General features: G+C 57.9%; 17 protein-coding genes and 1 pseudogene. 4 read left to right on the forward strand and 14 right to left on the reverse strand.

Annotated features, from left to right (window positions below):
- Positions 1-67 precede the first annotated feature (67 nt).
- Both QA637_RS18935 and QA637_RS18940 read left to right on the forward strand, forming a co-directional pair.
- Positions 68-2,701 carry a patatin-like phospholipase family protein gene (locus tag QA637_RS18935; RefSeq protein WP_283066223.1) on the forward strand — a complete coding sequence of 878 codons (2,634 nt, stop codon included), beginning with the start codon at positions 68-70 and terminating at the stop codon, positions 2,699-2,701.
- A gap of 116 nt (positions 2,702-2,817) precedes the next feature.
- Positions 2,818-3,357, forward strand: a pseudogene (locus QA637_RS18940) (Rossmann-fold NAD(P)-binding domain-containing protein); the annotation flags it as partial.
- Between the two features lie 40 nt (positions 3,358-3,397).
- Here QA637_RS18940 and QA637_RS18945 read toward each other — a convergent pair.
- Genes QA637_RS18945 through tnpA form a run of 4 tightly spaced genes read right to left on the reverse strand, consistent with a single transcriptional unit; the run spans position 3,398 to position 6,188 of the window.
- A complete protein-coding gene (locus QA637_RS18945) occupies positions 3,398-3,811 on the reverse strand; it encodes a hypothetical protein (protein ID WP_283066224.1) in 414 nt (137 codons plus the stop codon).
- Positions 3,769-5,403, reverse strand: coding sequence for an IS66 family transposase (gene tnpC, locus QA637_RS18950; RefSeq protein WP_428843110.1), 1,635 nt, complete (start codon positions 5,401-5,403; stop codon positions 3,769-3,771). The genes QA637_RS18945 and tnpC overlap by 43 nt, the downstream gene beginning before the upstream one ends.
- A 45-nt stretch (positions 5,404-5,448) precedes the next feature.
- Positions 5,449-5,796, reverse strand: coding sequence for an IS66 family insertion sequence element accessory protein TnpB (tnpB, locus tag QA637_RS18955; RefSeq protein WP_283066225.1), 348 nt, complete (start codon positions 5,794-5,796; stop codon positions 5,449-5,451).
- Positions 5,793-6,188, reverse strand: coding sequence for an IS66-like element accessory protein TnpA (tnpA, locus tag QA637_RS18960; RefSeq protein ID WP_283066227.1), 396 nt, complete (start codon positions 6,186-6,188; stop codon positions 5,793-5,795). The genes tnpB and tnpA overlap by 4 nt, the downstream gene beginning before the upstream one ends.
- Positions 6,189-6,908: 720 nt before the next feature.
- Between tnpA and QA637_RS31000 the strand changes: the two genes are divergently transcribed.
- Positions 6,909-7,175, forward strand: coding sequence for a thermonuclease family protein (locus QA637_RS31000; protein WP_428843154.1), 267 nt, complete (start codon positions 6,909-6,911; stop codon positions 7,173-7,175).
- Between the two features lie 263 nt (positions 7,176-7,438).
- Here QA637_RS31000 and QA637_RS18970 read toward each other — a convergent pair whose 3' ends face one another.
- Positions 7,439-8,476 carry an IS110 family RNA-guided transposase gene (locus tag QA637_RS18970; protein ID WP_283066229.1) on the reverse strand — a complete coding sequence of 346 codons (1,038 nt, stop codon included), beginning with the start codon at positions 8,474-8,476 and terminating at the stop codon, positions 7,439-7,441.
- Positions 8,477-8,616: 140 nt separating this feature from the next.
- Here QA637_RS18970 and QA637_RS18975 point away from each other — a divergent pair, with 140 nt between their 5' ends.
- On the forward strand, positions 8,617-8,847 hold the full coding sequence (locus tag QA637_RS18975) for a hypothetical protein (protein WP_283066230.1): 231 nt from the start codon (positions 8,617-8,619) through the stop codon (positions 8,845-8,847).
- 1,015 nt (positions 8,848-9,862) lie between these two features.
- Here the strand turns inward: QA637_RS18975 and QA637_RS18980 are convergent.
- The 9 genes from QA637_RS18980 to QA637_RS19020 all read right to left on the reverse strand — a co-directional run bounded on the left by QA637_RS18980 (position 9,863) and on the right by QA637_RS19020 (position 18,346).
- The gene (locus tag QA637_RS18980) at positions 9,863-10,516 is read right to left on the reverse strand and encodes an SH3 domain-containing protein (protein ID WP_283066231.1); all 654 of its coding nucleotides are present in this window, start codon (positions 10,514-10,516) and stop codon (positions 9,863-9,865) included.
- 9 nt (positions 10,517-10,525) lie between these two features.
- The gene (locus QA637_RS18985) at positions 10,526-12,439 is read right to left on the reverse strand and encodes a helix-hairpin-helix domain-containing protein (RefSeq protein ID WP_283066232.1); all 1,914 of its coding nucleotides are present in this window, start codon (positions 12,437-12,439) and stop codon (positions 10,526-10,528) included.
- Complete coding sequence (locus QA637_RS18990; protein ID WP_283066233.1) at positions 12,436-13,206, reverse strand: PP2C family serine/threonine-protein phosphatase; 771 nt, start codon at positions 13,204-13,206, stop codon at positions 12,436-12,438. Before QA637_RS18990 ends, QA637_RS18985 begins: the two co-directional genes overlap by 4 nt.
- The gene (locus tag QA637_RS18995; RefSeq protein WP_283066234.1) at positions 13,203-13,883 is read right to left on the reverse strand and encodes a vWA domain-containing protein; all 681 of its coding nucleotides are present in this window, start codon (positions 13,881-13,883) and stop codon (positions 13,203-13,205) included. The genes QA637_RS18990 and QA637_RS18995 overlap by 4 nt, the downstream gene beginning before the upstream one ends.
- 48 nt (positions 13,884-13,931) lie before the next feature.
- Complete coding sequence (gene hxsA / locus QA637_RS19000) at positions 13,932-14,531, reverse strand: His-Xaa-Ser repeat protein HxsA (protein ID WP_283066235.1); 600 nt, start codon at positions 14,529-14,531, stop codon at positions 13,932-13,934.
- Positions 14,528-15,616 carry a His-Xaa-Ser system radical SAM maturase HxsC gene (gene hxsC, locus QA637_RS19005; RefSeq protein ID WP_283066237.1) on the reverse strand — a complete coding sequence of 363 codons (1,089 nt, stop codon included), beginning with the start codon at positions 15,614-15,616 and terminating at the stop codon, positions 14,528-14,530. The genes hxsA and hxsC overlap by 4 nt, the downstream gene beginning before the upstream one ends.
- The gene (gene hxsB / locus QA637_RS19010; RefSeq protein ID WP_283066239.1) at positions 15,613-17,022 is read right to left on the reverse strand and encodes a His-Xaa-Ser system radical SAM maturase HxsB; all 1,410 of its coding nucleotides are present in this window, start codon (positions 17,020-17,022) and stop codon (positions 15,613-15,615) included. Before hxsB ends, hxsC begins: the two co-directional genes overlap by 4 nt.
- On the reverse strand, positions 17,003-17,326 hold the full coding sequence (locus QA637_RS19015) for a hypothetical protein (protein WP_283066240.1): 324 nt from the start codon (positions 17,324-17,326) through the stop codon (positions 17,003-17,005). The genes hxsB and QA637_RS19015 overlap by 20 nt, the downstream gene beginning before the upstream one ends.
- 66 nt (positions 17,327-17,392) lie before the next feature.
- Positions 17,393-18,346, reverse strand: a complete 954-nt coding sequence (locus tag QA637_RS19020; RefSeq protein ID WP_283066241.1) for a hypothetical protein — start codon at positions 18,344-18,346, stop codon at positions 17,393-17,395.
- Between the last annotated feature and the right edge of the window lie 364 nt (positions 18,347-18,710).

Raw genomic sequence — 18,710 nt, forward strand, 5'->3', positions numbered from 1 at the left:
GCGAACGTAGACCGCTAGCACGCTGATCACACCACCATCCACGATCTGGTCGCGGATACGAGACCGCGTGGCCAATCCTTGCAGTGGCCGGATCGGTGGTGCGGCACAATGTCGGCTGGCTTTCACTCGCGGCAATGTTGATGTAACAGACGCAACTCAAGCGATTCAGATTTCTGAGAGCGGCAAATTCATGAACGAAAACAGCGAGAAAGCCGCATCCGGCGTCTTCGAGCAAACGGACGTTGATGTCGCTCGATCTTCTTCGTCGCCGGAAGTTTTAGTGCCGGAACCGATGGCGTTCGTTGACGGTGATGCCCGAACCGGTGACCCGCTGCCACCGTCGGGGCGTGAAATAGGACCGGTCGCTAGAGGTGGATCTCAAGTCGGGCTTGCGCTGTCGGGGGGCGGGATCCGGTCTACGGCCTTTAGCATTGGTGTGTTGCAGGCCCTCCACATGAACAATGCGATCAAAAGCATCGACTTCCTGTCCACAGTCTCGGGCGGAGGGTTCGCGGGAATGGCAATGGTTGCGGCAATGCGGCGCGACGACGGAAAGTTTCCATTCGATCTGCCGTCGACGAACCGGGAGGCCTGCGGACCTGGCGATACGCCAGACCACGAGCGGCGATCGAGTGACTACAGGCGCTATCTGATGCCAAATGGCTGGCATGATCTCTTCCAGATCGCGATACTTCTCCTACGTGCCATTGGCGGGCATGCCGTTGTGGTCAGCTCGGCCGTATTCTTCTGCGCGGCGTTGACCCTCTTTTTCCATCCGACAGCTGACAGTCTTTGGCGTCCGTGGCAGTCCCGGTTCCCGGAGTGTTTTGAATGGCTCCTAGGATTGGTGGTGGTCTCTTTGCTTTTCTTGGCGTTTAAGAGGTCTATCGATTGGTCACGCAATAATCCCGGGTTTTGGCCGGCACTTGTGATGGCCATCCTAGTTATGGCTATTTTTGTGGTTTTCGTGGCGGCGCCACAGGTTCCCATTCTGCGGGTGGTCCTTGAACGGATTGGGCCTAAAGAATTCGAGCCGAGTTGGACGTTGCTTCCGAACGCTCTGTTGATCTTTTTCTGTTTGGCAATGGTGGCGGCCGCGGTGATGGCTTGCTGTCTATGGCTCCAGAATCGGATGAATGAGCGAGCGGGAACCGTGGCCAAATATAATAGACGGTTGGTCGCCCTCGCCTGTGTGATGCCATTGCTCTTCTATGCTGGCTATTTGTGGATGACGGCGATCGGTATGCGCTTGAGTGACGACGTACGTTCGACGTGGGTCAATTCAAGCAAAGAGGTATTGTCCCTGGGGATGGCTGTCGCTGTGGCAAGCATCGGGTTGTTGCGTTGGAAGGCCAAAGTCGGCCCAGTCCCCGAAACCTTGATATCCCGCATTAGACGTCGGCCGGGCGTTCGCTGCGAGAAGCCCTCTCTCTGGGTAGTCGCCGGCGTGGTGTTGATCGTAATCGCGTTGAGTTTACCCATTTTACAAGGACCCTGGTTACAGGGCGCATGGCTGCAACGGTTCACGATGGGCATCATCTACTTGGCGATAGCAGTCTGCCTAACATTCATCAGCATCCTGTTCACGGAAAACACCAACTCGCTCCACTGGTTCTACAGGAACAGGCTGAACCAGGCTTTCGATCTCGGCCACAGTGAGGAGAGGGTTCTCCTTTCCGAGCTTTCCTCGCCGCTCCCAAGCGGCGGATCGCGGCGACCATTTCCAATCATCAACGCGACTGTGAACCTGCAGGGGTCTGAGACGAAACGGCATGGGCGCGATGCTGATTTCTTTGTATTCACACCAGAATATGTTGGAAGCGATGCCACGGGCTATGTTCCAACCGCTGAATTTGAGCGCGCCGAGCAAAAGTTGGATATAGCCGCCGCCGTGGCGATATCGGCTGCGGCTGTCTCCTCGGCTATGGGGCGTGTTGGTGTGCGCGTGCTGGCGCCGACACTCGCGCTTTTTAACATGAGGCTCGGTTATTGGGTCCGAAACCCGAGTCGTCTTGACGGCAAAGTGGAGGCGGAAAGCGCACGGGAGCAGGACTGGCGGCTGTCCTATCTCCTTTACGAGATGCTTGGCTTGCTTGATGAGAAAAAATCCAAGGTGCTGCTTTCGGACGGCGGTCACCTTGACAATCTTGGACTTTTCCAACTCCTGAAGCGGCGATGCGATTTAATTATCGTTTCGGATGCTGAGGATGACCCAGGCATGAAGTTCGGTTCCATGGTCGATGTCCAGCACTTTGCCCTCGAGGATCTGAACGTCGAATTGGATCTTCCGTGGCAGGCGATCAAGGAACATGCGCTGAAACGCAAGGAGAAGCTCGCGGCGGCGCCGGATAGTCCTTATCAATCCCCATCTTCCTCCCACGCCGTAATTGGCAAGATCTTTTATCCTAAAACGGCGGATCGGCCAGGGTCACCCGGCCAGCCAAAGAAGGAGGGCATCTTGCTTTATGTGAAGTCTTCGGTGACCGGCGATGAATGCTGCAGCATTCTGGACTACGAACGCCGGTTTCCACGCTTCCCGCACCAAGCAACGATCAACCAGTTCTTCTCTCAGAAACAGTTCGAGGCCTATCGAGCCCTCGGGTTACACGCGATGGATCACGCTCTGAACAACGACGGCGAGGACAGTCGCCATCGTGACCTTTTGGACCAGCTGCGCGCAGGCATCAAGGTTGCGATTTAAGGGGAGGGATCGGTATCTCGATCGATCCTAGCAAGAAGAGAGTTGCCGGAGGGAGACGCTTCAATCAATCTTGGCGCGAAGTCTTTTGGACCTCGCTGCATTTATTCTAAATACCATTCCAGGCGTTGGCCATGAAGGCTGTGGTAGGCGTCGAGGAAATTCGGTACGACATCGATCCGCGTGCGACCGAAAAGACCTTTGTCGAACCTGCATGGCTCCGGCCTGACGGTTACCGTCTGCAATTCGGCACAGGATGCGATCGAGGGCGCCGGCATCATCACGACCTGCACGGCCGACAAACAATTAGCCACCATTCTCACAGATAATCTGATGCGGTAGGCGTTCACATTATCTCCATTGGCGGCGATTGCCCCGGCAAGACAGAACTGCACGGCGACATTCTCAGAGCCGACACCTTCGTTGAATACACGCCCCGCATTGAAGGAGAGATCTAGTAGACGCCGGACTATGCCGTTAGCGATCTTTGGCGTGTTGTATGCGGCGAAATACAAGGGGGTCGTGACACACGGCAGATAACGCTGTTTGACAGCGTTGGTTTTGCGATTGAGGACTTCTCCGCGCTTCGATACGTCCGTAATGTCCCCAAGGATACCGATTTCTATCCGGACATCGACATCATCGTAACCGTCCGGTGAGCACCGCAGGTGGCCGATCGTCATTCACCTGAGCGAACGGTCAGGCTCCGTTGTCGACGATGAGAGCACCGCTGCTGTCCTCCAAAAGATAACTCTCCGGACCTTTGTCAGGAATCCGGCCGACTGTTATGCGGCCTTCATCGAACTCTAACATCAAGTCTTCATCGGTGACTGTGACCGCTTGCACCGATGAAGACCCGCAAGCGACCCGACCATCAACTCGAACTGCCGTCCAAGCTATCAACCGCGATCCGTCCTTAAACGAGAGCGTCGTCTCCTCTGAGATCGTAGAAACAGCAACGAGTATTTTGCCGGTCAGCTTCTTCGCCAAAAATGTGTTTTTCGAGAGTTTGGTGACCACGATCATTCCCCTATACATCGGCGTGAGCAGGCCAAATCGTCCGAGTTGACCTACGCAGCGGCGGCTTTTGCCGACGATGCCACCCAGTTCCACGGAAGCAATTGCTCCAGCCTGGTGATCGGGGTGTCGGCGATACGAGCAAGAACGTCAGCAAGCCAGGCCTGCGGATCGATGTCGTTGAGCTTGGCGCTCATGATCAGCGTCGCCATGAAGGCGGCGCGATCGGCACCACGGTCGGAGCCGGCGAAGAGCCATGACTTTCTGCCGAGGGCAAAGCCACGCAGCGCCCGTTCGGCGGCATTGTTGGTGAGGCAGACGCGGCCGTCGCCGAGGAAGGACGTGAATCCGTCCCAGCGCTTCAGCATGTAATCGATCGGCTCAGTGACCGGTGAACTGCGCGACAGCTTTGTTCGCTCAGATCGAAGCCAGGCCTGAAGCTCATCGACGAGCGGACGGCTGTCCTTCTGACGTCGTTGCAGGCGTTCGCTGGCGGCAAGTCCGTTGATGTCACGTTCGATATCAAAGAGAGCGTCGATGCGTTTGACCGACTCGAGCGCAACCGGCGAGATCGCGGCAGCATTCTTGCCGCGTTTGGCGTTGCTGGCGATGTCGGCGAGCACGAAGAACTTGCGCCGTGAATGTGCCCAGCATAGCGCCTGGGTCAGCGGAACGGGATCGCGATCCACCTTGAACAGCGGATTGTAGCCGCCATAGGCGTCCACCTGCAGAATGCCGGTGAAGCTCTTCAGATGGCGCTCGGGATGCTCCTGCCGCCGATCGCGCGAGGCATAATAGAGCGCCGCCGGCGGCGATTGCCCACCAAACGGCCGGTCATCCCTGACATAGGTCCAGATGCGACCCGTATCGGTCTTCCCCTTCGCCAGGATCGGCACGGTGGTGTCGTCACCATGCAGCCGTTCGGCGGCCAGCACATGCGCCTCGATCAGCGCATGCACCGGCTTCAGCGCCGCGGCGCAGGCCCCGACCTGATCGGCGAGCGTTGACAGGCTGAGGTCGATACCCTCGCGGGCATAGCGTTCGCTCTGCCGGTTCAGCGGCTGATGCTGACCGAACTTCTCGAACAGGATCATCGCCAAGAGGTTCGGCCCGGCAAAGCCGCGCGGCGTCACATGGAAGGGTGCTGGCGGCTGGGTGATCTTCTCGCATTCGCGGCAGGTGAACTTCTCGCGCACGGTCTGGATCACCTTCCACTGACGCGGGATCACCTCCAGCGTCTCGGTGATGTCCTCGCCCAGTTTTGCCAGCTTGGCCGAACCGCAGCACGGGCAGCTCACCGGCGCGGCGATGACGACGCGCTCGCGCGGCAGATGCTCGGGAAACGGCTTGCGGGACGGACGCCTACGCTCGAAGGCCCTAACCGTCGATGAGCGTGCTGCCATCTCCGCGGCCAGTTCGTCTTCGCTGGCGTCGGCCTCCAGCTCCTCGAGCTGCAGTTCCATCTGTTCCAGAAGCCGGGCCTTGCGTTCCGAGCGGCTGCCATGGATGTCGCGCTTCAGCTTCTCGATCTCCAGCCGGAGCCGGGCAATCAGCGCATCCGAATGCGAGTTTACCGCCTGGGCGCGGGCGGCGAGTGCTTCCGCCTCACGGCGGGCCGCGCGCTCGGCGAGGATCATCGCATGCGCGCTGGCAAGGTCGTCGGGAAGCTGATCGGCCGCATCGGTCATGGCGGGATGGAATCATATTCGCTCCCTGCATGCCAGCGGTTTTGCTCATCCCGCTGAGCTCGGACGCCAGGTTTTTTGCGGCATTCGCCAGTCGATGCCTTCGAGCAGATATCCGAGCTGCGCGGGCGTAATCACCACCGTGCCATCGGCCGCTGACGGCCAGATGAACCGCCCGCGCTCGAGCTTCTTCGTGAACAGGCAGGCACCCTGGCCGTCGTGCCAGATCACCTTGATCAGCCCGCCGCGTCGGCCGCGGAAGACGAAAAGATGACCGCTCATCGGATCGCGCTTCAGCGTCTCCTGCACCATCAGCGACAGGCCAGGAAAGCCTCTCCGCATATCGGTATAGCCGGTTGCCAGCCAGACCTTCACACTGTTCGGGACCGGGATCATCGCCGCTCCAGCACATCAAGAATCCGGGCCAAGGCTTCGGTGTCAATGTCACTCTCGACCCGCAGGCGACGGCCGCCGCCAAGCTCGATCATCACCAGGCTCGCCTTCTTGCGCCGCCGGTCTCCCGGCGGCGGCTCGGTCGGGATCGATGGCGCAGGCAGCGTCTCGACGACCTCCACGGGAACCAGTTGCGGGATGGACGGCGCGGAGATCTGGCAGAGTTCCTTACGCCAGCGGAAAAGCTGGCTCACATGGATCCCCGCCGAGCGCGCGATCTCCGAAACACTGGCGTTCGGCTCGAGCGTCGCTGCGACCAGCCGCTCCTTCTCCTCACGAGACCAGCGTCGACGACGCTCGACCGACGTAATCACCTCAACAAGCTGCTTTGTCATAGGAATATCCCTAGTGCTTGCACTAGGACTTGCAGCCTTCAGGCCATCTCAGCAAGGCGGCCGTCACCGTGGGGATACACATCATCGCTGACCCCGGCTGATACGCGCGACCTGCTCGGTACGTCGGTATGTTGCGGCGATCTCTGTAAAAATACCGATGCTGGTCTGCATTGGTCAAGGCGGGGGCGGCGCGCCACTCCCGCCATTTGGGCGATGGCGCTCGGCGTAGCGATTCACGGAATGTTCCCGCTTTGTGCGTTTAGGATCGCATAATGTATCAACGGGAACCCGGCCACGGCGCGCGGGGCCGTGGCTTGCGGCTTGCCTTAGCCTACATCGGAATGGGTAACTGCGCCCTCAAAACGGTGTTCGCCCCAGCAGTCGCGCGGCGGCCGGCATCAAATAAATTTGCGAATATGCCACGACCACAACGACTCGTGGGCCTCGACGCATGGTTGCTTTTCTGCTTTACTCTACCTGCAGTGGGTGGTGATGGGGACCGTCGTAAAATTTCAGCGAAAAGAACGCTCAACACAGCGCGCCGCTAGGCGCTTGTGGCCATGGCTGTTCGCCGTGCCGTTGATCGCTATCGCGGCCGGCGCTGCTTATGGCTGGGCAACGGTCCCGCCGCAAGACAACATCAGCGCCTTGTTCTCAATATGTGGTGCCACAGCCAGGAATACCTGCGTTGTTGATGGGGACACATTTTGGCTCGATGGCGTGAAGTATCGAATCTCCGACATCGACACGCCCGAGATTAGTGAACCGCGGTGCCGAGAGGAACGGGCACTCGGCGAGACTGCGAAATACCGACTGTTGTCGCTGCTGAACCAAGGTCCATTCGGACTAAAGGCGGGCCTTAGAGACGAAGACAAATACGGGCGGAAGCTTCGGGCCGTCTACCGCGACGGCCGATCGCTGGGCGGCATTCTCGTTGAGGAAGGATTGGCGCGCACATGGACCGGCCAGCGCATGCCTTGGTGCTGATACGCGATCTTCTGTAACGGGCGTTGCGTCAATCCCTTGTGCGCTTGATCCCTCGCCGAGTGCTTGCTTCTGTCCGCAGTCGGAGCTTTGCCGCTGCTCTATGGGGTCTGCTGAGGACCGGTTGGCCAATCTTAGAAGCGCAGTCAACCTTGTGCTGCTGATCGCATAGCGGCCTAACCCATCCATCGTCCCGGCGAAGGGACCTTGCTGCGGCGGGCTGATGGCTGTGGCCGTCCGAAAGCCTGTCTTGTCGTCTCCTCCGATCAAGCCGCCACGGCTGGCGCTCCCTTATGAGCAATGAAGTTGGTTCTGTCCCTGAGCAGGCAATGCAACACCACCGCGAGCTTGCGGGCCAGCGCCACGCGCGCCTTTCTGGGACCGGCCCGTTTGGCGACCGCCAACGCCCAGCGCTTCAGATCGGAACCTTTGACCGGTCGCGTCAGGATGACGTTGGCCGCCTCGTAGAGCGCGGTGCGCACGCTCCCATCGCCGATCTTCGAGATGCGACCGCTATGATCGGTCTCGCCCGATTGATATTTCTTCGGCGTCAATCCGAAGTGCGGCCCCACCGCGCGGGAGGAGCGGAAGCGCTCCGGCGCATCGACGGCCGCCACAAACGTCAGCGCCACCAGGACACCAACGCCTGGCGTCGTCATCAACCGCTGTGCGTTGTTATCCTGGCGGGCGATGGCGCGCAGCTGGCGCTCAAGCCCTGCAAACTCATGCACAAGCGCGTCGCGCACCTTCAGCAGCGAAGCGGCGATCGCTTCCAAGGTCGAATGGCCTGCAATCAGCTCGCGGATGCGCCCCGCGTAAGTGCGCCGCGTCGTCGGCCCGACCTTGAGGCCGAAGCCGCGCAGGATGCCCCGGATGCTCATCTCGATGTCGTGAAGCTTGCCTTGAATGAGCTTGCGGGCGGTCAGCAGCGCACGCACCTCCTGGGCCGCAAGAGATTTGCAGTGGACCGGCCTGAACCAGCCAAGCCGCATCAGCTGCGCAATGCCCCGAACGTCCTTCTTGTCGGTCTTTACCGGCATTGTCTTGAAGGCTGCACGCACGTGGCGCGTCTCGATCAGCTCGACCGAGAGACCGGCTTTCACCATCCCGGCATGGAGCCACTGCCACAAGGGCCCGGCCTCCAGACCAATTCGCTCCATCGCAACGCCGTGCGCGCCGAACCAGGCGATCAGCGCAGCGGGCTCGCTGAGGATCTTTGCTTCCCGCACAATGCGGCCATCCGCATCCACCACGCACACACTTGAGTATTCCAGGGATACGTCTATGCCGGCATACTCTTTCATGGTCGTCTCTCCGTGCTGCTATGGAGCAGGCCACTCCTGACTCCGCGACACCATCATTGTGAGGGACGACCACCGGCCCTTCAAACCTGCCGGGCCGGGTCGGCCCGTTACACCATCTTAGGGCTTAGAGAGCAAACAGGATGGATGTTTTCGGCGCGATCATTTCCATCTTCGGCCTGTTCTGGCTATCCCGAATGCCCTTGGCTGAGCGCCTGCTGGGCCAACCGAAGACACTCAGCGACGCACTCCTACACGCGCGAAGACGGTTCCTTGAATGGCTGGCGGAACTGCCTGGCTGGCCCGGAGGCGCTCTCATCGTGGTCGGCGGTCTTATGATCATCTTCGCGATCAGCTTTGAATTGCGCGCCTGACTAGGGCAGCCAAAAAGAACCCCGTACAATGCGGGGAGATCCCCATGTGCGAAGTGATTCAGGCTCTTATCAATGGCAATGGACGGAGCCAGCTTTCCGGTCCATGTGGCAGCATTTGCCTGGAGGGGAGCTCTTCCTGCATCCACCGCCGTGCGCAGTAGCGAGGTCGGGTAGCGCCAGTACCAGGGCCACGGCCAGAGCAAGTCGAATAACGCCCGTGGCTCTCTCAAACAAACGCGCCGACAGTCGGAATCTGCATACAGCTCGCATCACCAGCCTCCTGTCCGCGAGTACGCGCTTCTTCTGCCGCACCGGTTACCAGCTGCATCGTACTGCCAGTCGTACTGGCAGTTTCCTCGGTACCTAGGCGGAGAATAGTAAGACCCTCCGCCACAGTTGTTGTTTGCGCACACGGCGACCGCAGTACCGACGAGAGCAACAGCAACGAGCGCAGCAGCGGCTTGGTTTTGCTGCTGAACCATCCCATAGCAGTCGTAGGGGTTGATATTTCGTCGGCCTAGCTCAACGGCGAGCTCCTGCCGGAAGTATGGATCTTGGTTTTCAACAAGAGTCCTGCAGAGAGCGGCTTTACTGACGGCTTTCGGATTTTTGCGGAGTTCGGCCTGAGTTGTGGTGCAGCTCGACAAGGCAAAAGCCATCACCGCGGCTGTGCCAAGCCGCGCAAAAAGAACGGATTTCAAGTGTATTCCCCCAGTTGCCCGAGGCGATCATGGCACAACCTAACGAGGAGTCGAGTCTACAGTTGCTACGATGACGTTGATAAAGGCAGGAAACCGACAGGAATCTTGGCGCGCATGGAAAGATCATCGCCAATGAGTTAACGAAGGAGGTCGGAGCAACCCGACTTTCCTGCAGCCATTGCCGGTACTTCCGTGGTCAATGGATTTCCGGTGTGGTACAACGATGGAGCGCGCTATGGAGCAGCCTGCTAATATATCGTCCGGAAACCGGAGCAACTTCGTCGCCTACGCTCGATTCGTTGTCGCCCTCACAGCTAGTTCGTAGAAACGTATTTCGCGTTTACCCAACCCTCACGCCCTGATGCTGTAACTCTCACATGCAACCAGCCGGCCTCGGTCCCCATGATCACCAGTGGAGCGCCGGTGCCCAAAGTGTCGATCAAGATGTACTTTGGACCCGGACCTTCGCGCATATTCAAGTTCGTGGTCGTTTTCCCTATCCCGAGATCCGACGGGAAAGGCAAGCCTGGATTTGCCGTCGGGATTGGGTCTTCGAAGACTTTCGGCTCCGAACGGATTTCCCGCGTTTCCAGTTGGGGCACGTCAGATCCGGTATTCGTCGTGTCTGGCGGCTGATCTTCCTGTTCGCGTGTAGCGTTGGCGAGCGCAACTTGAACGGCGTTGTCGAAAGCGATGCGGATGTCCGGGTCGATGCTTCGAACTTGCTGCTCCACCGTTGCCTTTTCAGAGTTCGCCGCTTCTGTCGATGTTGCTCGCGGGGCGAGGACCTCCGTTCCTGTGCTTGGCGCCCGGGCCACATCGAGGGAAGGTTTGGTCCTGTTTGTTTGATAACGGGTCGAAAGATCCGGCATCCGCGGCGGATTAGGCTTTGCGGTGATGTTGGCGACAACGACCGCTCCAACGGTCATGCCGACGATGATCCAGAAATCGCGATAGGGCGCAGCCATCGTATCCGCCTAAGCCATCATGTCCAATTCAACCTGCTTCAACCGGGTGTAGGCGTCGACAAGTCGCTGAGGCGGCGTCTTGTGCAGCGCTAAAGCCTCATCGGATAAACGGCGCAGTTCCAAAGGGCCATTGGCAAGTTCGCGCTCGATCTCAGCTCGTTGTTTGGCGATTTCCCCTTTGACCTCCTGGATCGCCCGCGGATCGGTCGGGACAGAAGCATTAAAAACGAATTTCCTCTCGATCGAGCGCGCCCAAGCCTGCAGGTCACCAGCGAGAGACGGGCCAAATCCTGGAACACTTGTCACCGAACGATGTTGAATATCCCACGCATTCTCAAAGCCATATGACGCAAGCGTCGCCTTCCGACCCTGGCCAATGTTCGGAATATTGGCCCTGTCGATGCGATGCGACTCCATGTGTTTGGCGAGCTGCAATTGGCGTTTCTTCTGCTCAAGTGCTGCCAACTTTTCGCGTTCTTTGGTTGGCAACGCGGCATGTGCGTTGGCGAGCGAGAGATAGTGGCTCTTCCTACGCTCGAATTTCTCAGGCCCGGCTTGATCCAACCAGACCTTTCGCTGCTCTTCCCAGTTGGCTTGGGCGCTCTTGTGTTCGCCCTGGAACCTCAACCCAAGATCCTTTGCCCGCAGCGTCATGATCCCCGCGCCGACCGCAAGGGCCAGACCCCAAAAGCCTTGAACGGCAACCATTAGGTAGATCCCAATCGCCACCGCTATGACACCCGCGAACACGGTTACACTCTTTTCGGAGCGCGCAGCCTGCCCAGCAGCGGAGATCGTCAGGGTAGGGAGAGGTCCGATAATTGTTTCCGGGTCTGGCGGCACGGTGGGAGTTGGGATCGCTCGGATCGCTGCCAGTAATTGCCCAATATCCATAACGGGTGCTGATGGGGAATACTGCACAGGGAATAGCGATCGTCCCATCGATCGCTCCAGCTTGCACCACGGGCATGAAGGGAGCGATCGAAAGTAGGAGTGCGATTTGTCCGTCGCACAAGTGGCAAGGTTGCCTTCCACTGTCTTCAGTCTGGCTGCCCAATCGGCTGCAGTAGGGCGGGCTGATAACTGACGCCCAGACAAACGGAATGCCGCCTCAAATGCGCGGCCGACTTCTGCGCCATAGTCGGCAAGAGCAGGGGCGTATGGCGGCGGTTCCATCTGTGTCTCAGCGCGGCGCTCGCTATAGGCAAAGCGCCCGTCACGGATCGCGGTCTTGATATCCATGTCGCCCTTGCCGAGGTAACGCCCGGCGAACGGATGGCGCCCCAGGAACAAGAGCTGAAACAACAGGACAGCCAAGCCGAAGTTGTCGTGATTTGGCGTTCGGTCAACCTTGTCGAAGGAGGCTCCCTGTAGCTCCGGGGGAGTGTATTCCGCCACCCCCACGAGGCAGCGATACAAGGTCGAGGATGAACGGTACTGGAAAGAATCGCTGTCGATCAGCGTGACGAGCGCCTTGTTTGATACGAGGATGCCGGAGTGGTTGATATCGCCGATCACGCACCCGTTCGCGTGAATGTTCGCGACTGCGCTTGCCAGATTGATGGCTGTCCTCAGCAAGAATTTGGAATCCGCCGTTGGGAATTCCGTCTTTCTGCTCGCTGGGCCGTACAGGTCGTGCACGCTCTTGAAGCCGGCCACCTTCTTCATGGAGAATCCGAGGAAGTCACCGTTCGCCGATTTCAAGGTCTCTATGGGGAAAGCGACGTATTCCGACGTGGCGTGAAGCCGCGCAGATACCAATGCCTCGATCTTGGCGTGACGCTCTTTTGCCTTCCCCGGATTGTAAATCTTTGCGGCGAGGTTGGGTGCCTCGATAATCTCATGAACAGCACCCTCTCCACCTTGTCCTAACAAGGGGCCTAGCGTGAGCCTTCGACCATCCGATGAGATCATACCACTCATAGTCGGACGCCTAATATCAGCGACTTGTCGTCATCGGTCCGATCACAAACGCTTGGACTGTCGAGATAGGATTGTAGCGCCATTGACAACTGCTTATCGTCTCCAAATTCGCTGGAGGCCTTCAAAGGAGCGAGCATGCGATTGAAGAAGGGTGCGTGAGGTAGCTTCGCAGCATGGTCGAGAACAAGGCGCTCGATCCCGTCCGAAAACAGCGCGAACTCGTCGACAGTGTCGTCGATGGAGACAACGCTTAGACGGGGTTGAGGATCGTCTGTTATAAACGAAGTCGTGGACGCGTACTCGCCCTGATAAGGCCAAGACGGAACTTCCCAAACATCCGAGCCTGAGCGTTTTAGCACTGCCGCGCCGTCGCCAACGTGGATAACAATGGAATTCTCGGGACCAGCCAGAACAGCGATCAAGGTGGCGGCAAAGTCTCGCGGGCGAAGATCCGCGAACTGCGCCCTGACACCTATCCCTTCGCGGATGCTGTCAATCCAATCCCAGACTATCTCCTCGCTAAGCGACTGAAGGGATTCTCGGATTAAGAATTCCCGGCATGCACGAAGAAACGAGAAGCAGACCATTCTTGATCCGATCTCGGCTCGAGAAGCACTCCCCGCGCCATCGGACACCACCGCGGCCATGACCGGGCCATCGTCGGTGAGGAATTGTTTGGCGCACGCGTAGTCCTGGCATGCCGTGCCGTTTTTCAGATGAGAGGTCCCGATCGATCGAGCTCCCGCCCACCGCCAGTTGCCATTCATGCGATCGAGGCCCATCCTTGGGGAGTGGTGGGGTTGGAGAGCGGAACCGCATCGCCAGGGTTCGATTGAGAAACTGAACTCAGCGAGCTCGAGAGCCAGGAGAAGAGGTCGCGGAAGCGCAGCTCCTTGAGAGCAAGTGGCTGACGTGCCGAGATCTGAGACAGGATTTCCATGTTTGCGCCTTGGACCCCGACGGCGAAGAACGAGAATGCCTTTTCGGCCTCGCCGGTCTTGACCGCATTTGCCGCGGATTGCCATGCGTCGGTGGGCGCGCCATCGGTGATCAGGAAGACCCAAGGGCGGTAATAGGAGATCCCGTTCTGCCTGTAGGAATTCTTTCGATCGCGTAGCATCTGAAGGCCTTCCTCGATCGCACGTCCCATCGGGGTATCACCTTGCGACTCTAAGCTGGGAACCAGCCAGCTCTGGACGCCCTGGAGATCGTTGACGACGGTGACCGGCCCGAATGTAACCAGACCGACTTCCACCCGCTTAGCCGCCAGTGAGTCCGCGTAGAGTTCGTCCTTGAATTGAACGAGGCCCTCGTTGAGTTCCTTGATTGGCGCTCCGCGCATCGAACCGGAAACATCCAGAACAAGGAGACACGGGCAGCGGGGCTCGGGGTTGTCGACGAATTCAGCGCCCTCGAATGGTTGCTGATCAAATGGATTGCTCATGAATTGGACCTTCAATCTTGTGAGATGGTTACAAGGAATAAGCTGTTGTCAGTTCGCGACGATGCCGAAAGCGTCAAGGACCTCGGGGGTGATGGTACCAGTGACTTTCAGATTGTAGTCGGATTGCATGGCCGTAAGGGCAGTCTTGCAGGCTGGGCCGACTTGGCCATCGATGAGCCCGGAGTAGTACCCGTAGGCAGTAAGCGCTGTCTGAACCTGCATTACGATGCGTCTGAACTTGTCGGTGTTACCAGGCAACGGTTTCAGCGGAGCCGGGGCCAGAGGGGCAGCGATCGAGGGTGTTGCTGCGGAGGGAGCGACGGGCGTGACGGGAACGGAAGGGTAGGACGGAGCAGGCGGAGGCGTGTAGATAGGGGACACGCGGGAATACGTCGGGGCACTGTACCCGCCAAAGCTGTAGCCGCCGCCACTGCTGGATCGATGACTGGAATGTGAGCTGTGGGACCGGTGGGAACTGTGCGAGCGGTGTCCGGCTAATGTGAACACGTGCTTGAGGCGCAGCCGCTCTAGCACCGACGGAAGCGGGCTCTTCTTAGCTACGACTTCACCGACAGGCATTGCGTCGGATTTGGACGGCAGGAATCCCGCCGCCACGAATGACGGAATCAGAAATAGTCGAGTCTTCATAACGCCCCCAGCGCTGCGAACCCCTCATCGTGACTATACCATTCGAAAAAACCACCACAAGCTGCATGGAGACTGCAGTCAGCGCAAAAATCCAGGTACTTGCGTTTCCAGTCAGAAATGGTTGAAGGCGCGTAGCCGCGATATGTTGCGGGCACTGAACAAAGCGGAAAGTTGTACAGGGAAACTGGCATTCCACGCGCCGCCATGATGTCTACCGAGCGAGCGATCTGCTCGAATTCCATTGACGTGTCCTTGAACGACGAGCTCCAGTTCATGCGCCCATAACCGATGCGCTCGAGCTGCATGATCGCCCAAACCGAAATAAATCCGAGGCGCGTGGTGATGTAGTCAGCAAGGGTATGAAGGTCGCGCCAGTTCTGTTGAAGAACGACGGTTCTAAGTTCGACGGAAGCCCCGGCGCGCATCAATGTCGTAAGGCCGCGCTCCAGACGATTGAATGCGCCGACTTTGCCGACGATTAAGTCGTGGGTCCGAGAATTTGTCGAGTAGAGAGGGACACCCCACAGAATTCTGTCCGAGCCGAGGCCGACGAGCCTCACGGCATCGGAGGGCTCAAAATGCTGACCGTTGGTGAGGATATGAAAGCCAATGTCGGGGCGCTCCGCTGCAACCGCCTCAAGCATCGGGAACAGACGGTCTTTGTGCAGCAAAGGCTCACCGCCGGAGATCCCAATCATGGCGTCCTCGGGAGCAAGTGACGCTGCCACGGCGAATTGCTCAAAGAGATCGGCGTGGTACTTCTTCGGCGGTTGCGAGCACATCACACATAGCTGGTCACACTGTTCTGTCACCAGAAGTGTGTTGTGCGTTGAGGTCGCACGGATCAGACGATGCGCGCTCGCTTGGCCGGGAACGACAAGCAGGACGTCGCCGTCAAGATCCTCGTCAGGCGATGCCCGCACAACGAAGGAGAACCCTTGGAAGTCATATTCTCTGCGCTCTCCGTCATGGTCCACGAGTATGGCGTCGTGTTGGGTTTGGTCCGCGGTATACGATTCCCGCAGCCTAATGACGATGGGTTGGTCGATTGGTAGCGGGTCGACCCGAAGGCGAAGGCTAATCATTGATGGACTTTCGCGAGCGATGCGTCGAAGCGAGGTGCCCCTGACCATATTGCCAGCGTTTTTTGAACTTTCGGGTCAGCGGAATATATCATGCTGAAAATCTTGTCGAAGATGTACGTATGGCGCTGACAGAAATCTGTGAGGTGTTTCGGCAAGTCGATGCGGCCGTAGCGCGACAGATCATCGATGAGATCGACACCGCAAAACGCCTGATAGGGGCAGTGGACGCAGTCTGGGTGAAAATTGTTGAGGGCCTCTGCGTTTAAGGTGTCGATGGGTTCGCGCGAAAGGCCAGTGAAAACATCGCCCATTGAGAGATCGAACTGACCTACTCTGGTAACCATCCGTGCTTCGTCCGTTGGATAGAGCCGGCCGTCGTAATCGATTACTAAATAGCCATGGCCGACTATATTGGGGTTGCGCAGATCCGCATGACCATTGTGACCCGAGCGCAGCACCCGTCGGAGACAGTGGACGAAATAATACTCTTCGATCGACTCATCTGAGCTCCAATTGAACTCGACAAGCGCATCGATGAAGGATGAGTAATAATGGTTCCACCGGGATGCGCTTGCTCGTGCATCGAAGCGCTTGCGCGCGAATCCTTGATAGTTCACAGGGCGGAGATAAATTGACCGGATATCGTAGGCGAGGAAGGCATCGATGACTGACTGCGGCTCGGGTGGTCTGCTGACATTTATGGTTGGTAGAGCGGAGATCTTGCCGGGACCCAACCTCTTCACGGCTGTCGCAACATTCTCGAAAAACGCAGCAGTCTTATCGGCGGTGATCGTGCGCTGCACTTGATGAGTGGCAGGATTGCCATCCAAGGACGTGCTTGTGAAGACATCTGGCTGCTCCAGCAGGGCCCATGCTTCTGCGCTTACTTCCTGAAGGTTTGTGCAAATCACGAATTCGCTCGCGTCAAACCTGGCCCGGCAAAAATCTCGAACCCGTGTGATCGCATCAAGCCGAAGAAGTGGCTCGCCACCTTGGAATTCTACTTTGATTTTCTTCGCAGAGAGCTTGTCAAGAAAGTGAAGGACCGCCTCAATCGTTCTTTCATCCCAATCAAATCCGGTCGTGTTTTCGTTGACGCGGGACACCTGGCAATATCCGCAGGCCAGGTTACATCTCAACGTCGGCACCAGGATTACGTAGTCCAGCTCAGTGGGGGAGTACAGCCGGCTGGCAAACCTGTGCTCGAAACCGGCATAGGCGAGATCAGTCACTTCGTCGAAAGCGTGTCCGTTTGCGTGAAGGAAACGCAAATCCAACGGGTTCAGGTGTCCGAGCGCATAGCGACGCAGAAAGTCATGATCGGACTTGAAATACCCACCAGCATCGTCCGCAAAGAGCAGGAGTCCATCACTGGTGGGACGAAATTTAAGTGGTACGACTGACAAAGCCTGTCACGCCCTCAATTAGCATTTTCCGAAGCGGTAGCGTTTCGCTGAAGATCTTCTGGCGGTAGAGGCAATGCCAGAAGTCCTGCGCCAACGCCGGTTCGCGTACCCCGGAACCGCTGAGGACGACTGCTAAGCCCTCAATCGTGACATCAACTTCGGGATGCAGATAGCGAAACCGCGCACTGGCGTCCGCTAGCCAAGGCATAAGCTCTGCTTCTACTGTTATTCGCACCTGGTCGGGGACGCTTTCCATCACAAACTTACACCAATTGAAATTCAGGCATGTGTTGGCGGCCCTCATCCTGCGCCCCGACAAGATGGTTTCCACGAGAGAGCGCTTGAGCAATTGAACGCATGTGATCGTGTTTCATTGCCTGAGATTTTCTGCGACTGCGTTGTAACATTGCTCTGATGATCCTACCTCGTGTTTGAGCAACTGTGTCCATTCGCCATCCTTGAACCCAAGGAACTCGACGTAACAGTTACTTGCCTCATTTTCTGCCCACTGTGCAATCATGAGCCGGCTGTCGAGCTGATATTCGAGGCTGAGATACATATTGTCCTCTCCGCCGAGTGGCAGCCGAAAAACTTCGCCCGTTCTGACGCTGGCCACGAAGGCGATCGAGCATCCCGTGCCACAGCCGATCTGAATGACAGCGAATTCGCCTGCGAAGTTCGGACCATTCGCCATACCGTCCGCGATACGGGTCTGAAAGCTACGATAGGAGGAATCTCTGTCTGTGAAGTCCGGGGCGTTGATTGGCCCAGAATAAATGCGATAGGCGGGGAGTTGAGCGGGCTTTATTCGCGCAAGCGAAATCTGTTTGGAAGGCACAGTCGGGACGCTTGCCTCCTGCCAGGCTATCGGATGATACCCTTCGTCGAAGACAAAAGCGGATCCACGTAGGCTTTTGAAATAGTCGGCATCGGATATGATGACCGTGTCGAGCGATGCGAACTTGGCCACGTGCGTGTAGACGTCGGTACCGTGCCTATTCTTGAGGGTGACGAGCGCGATTGGCGACACCTTGGAGACGAACGATGCGATGACGTTCGTGTCTGCGACTTCATAGTTGCTGGTGATTGCTACCCCGCCGTCCGGTGTCGCATAAGCGGGAGGGCTTCCCTTGAACAGCATCCCCGCGCTTCCGAAACGCGACCGAATGTCGGCGAGTTTGGTCTGCCCAAACCTAAAGTCGGCAAAATAAGCCGGCGATGCGTCAGTTTGTGCGCTTCGCTTAGCCTCCAGGTAAACGATATCCCCTGTCGAATTTTGAAACGTGCCTGACAGCTCGACCGACGAAGCGATCCCGAATGTCATCGATGTGTGTTCACCGCGATTCTCGATTGCGACAGGCGACCCCTCTGCCTCAAGAATAGACCGGTTCTCACCTATGGAATGTCCGGATAACGATTGTGCAAGTCCTTGGTGCACTACGCCCAGCAGCAGAAGCGCCGTCTGCACACACAACAGAGCCCGCTCATGGCTTGGCACGTCTCACCCCCAATCGCGCCTTCGTAAATGACCACATAAAAGCATTTATTTAAGATCGAATTCAAGCTCGGTGATAGCGATGTTTCACGCTTAAACACATGCACGCGTCGGGCTGAAACTCACCCCTCGGTTCACTCGATGGGGCTAATGGACTCAACCGTGAACATAGCCCATTGTCTCCACGTGAGGG

The organism is Sinorhizobium terangae (assembly GCF_029714365.1).
Taxonomy (GTDB): domain Bacteria; phylum Pseudomonadota; class Alphaproteobacteria; order Rhizobiales; family Rhizobiaceae; genus Sinorhizobium; species Sinorhizobium terangae.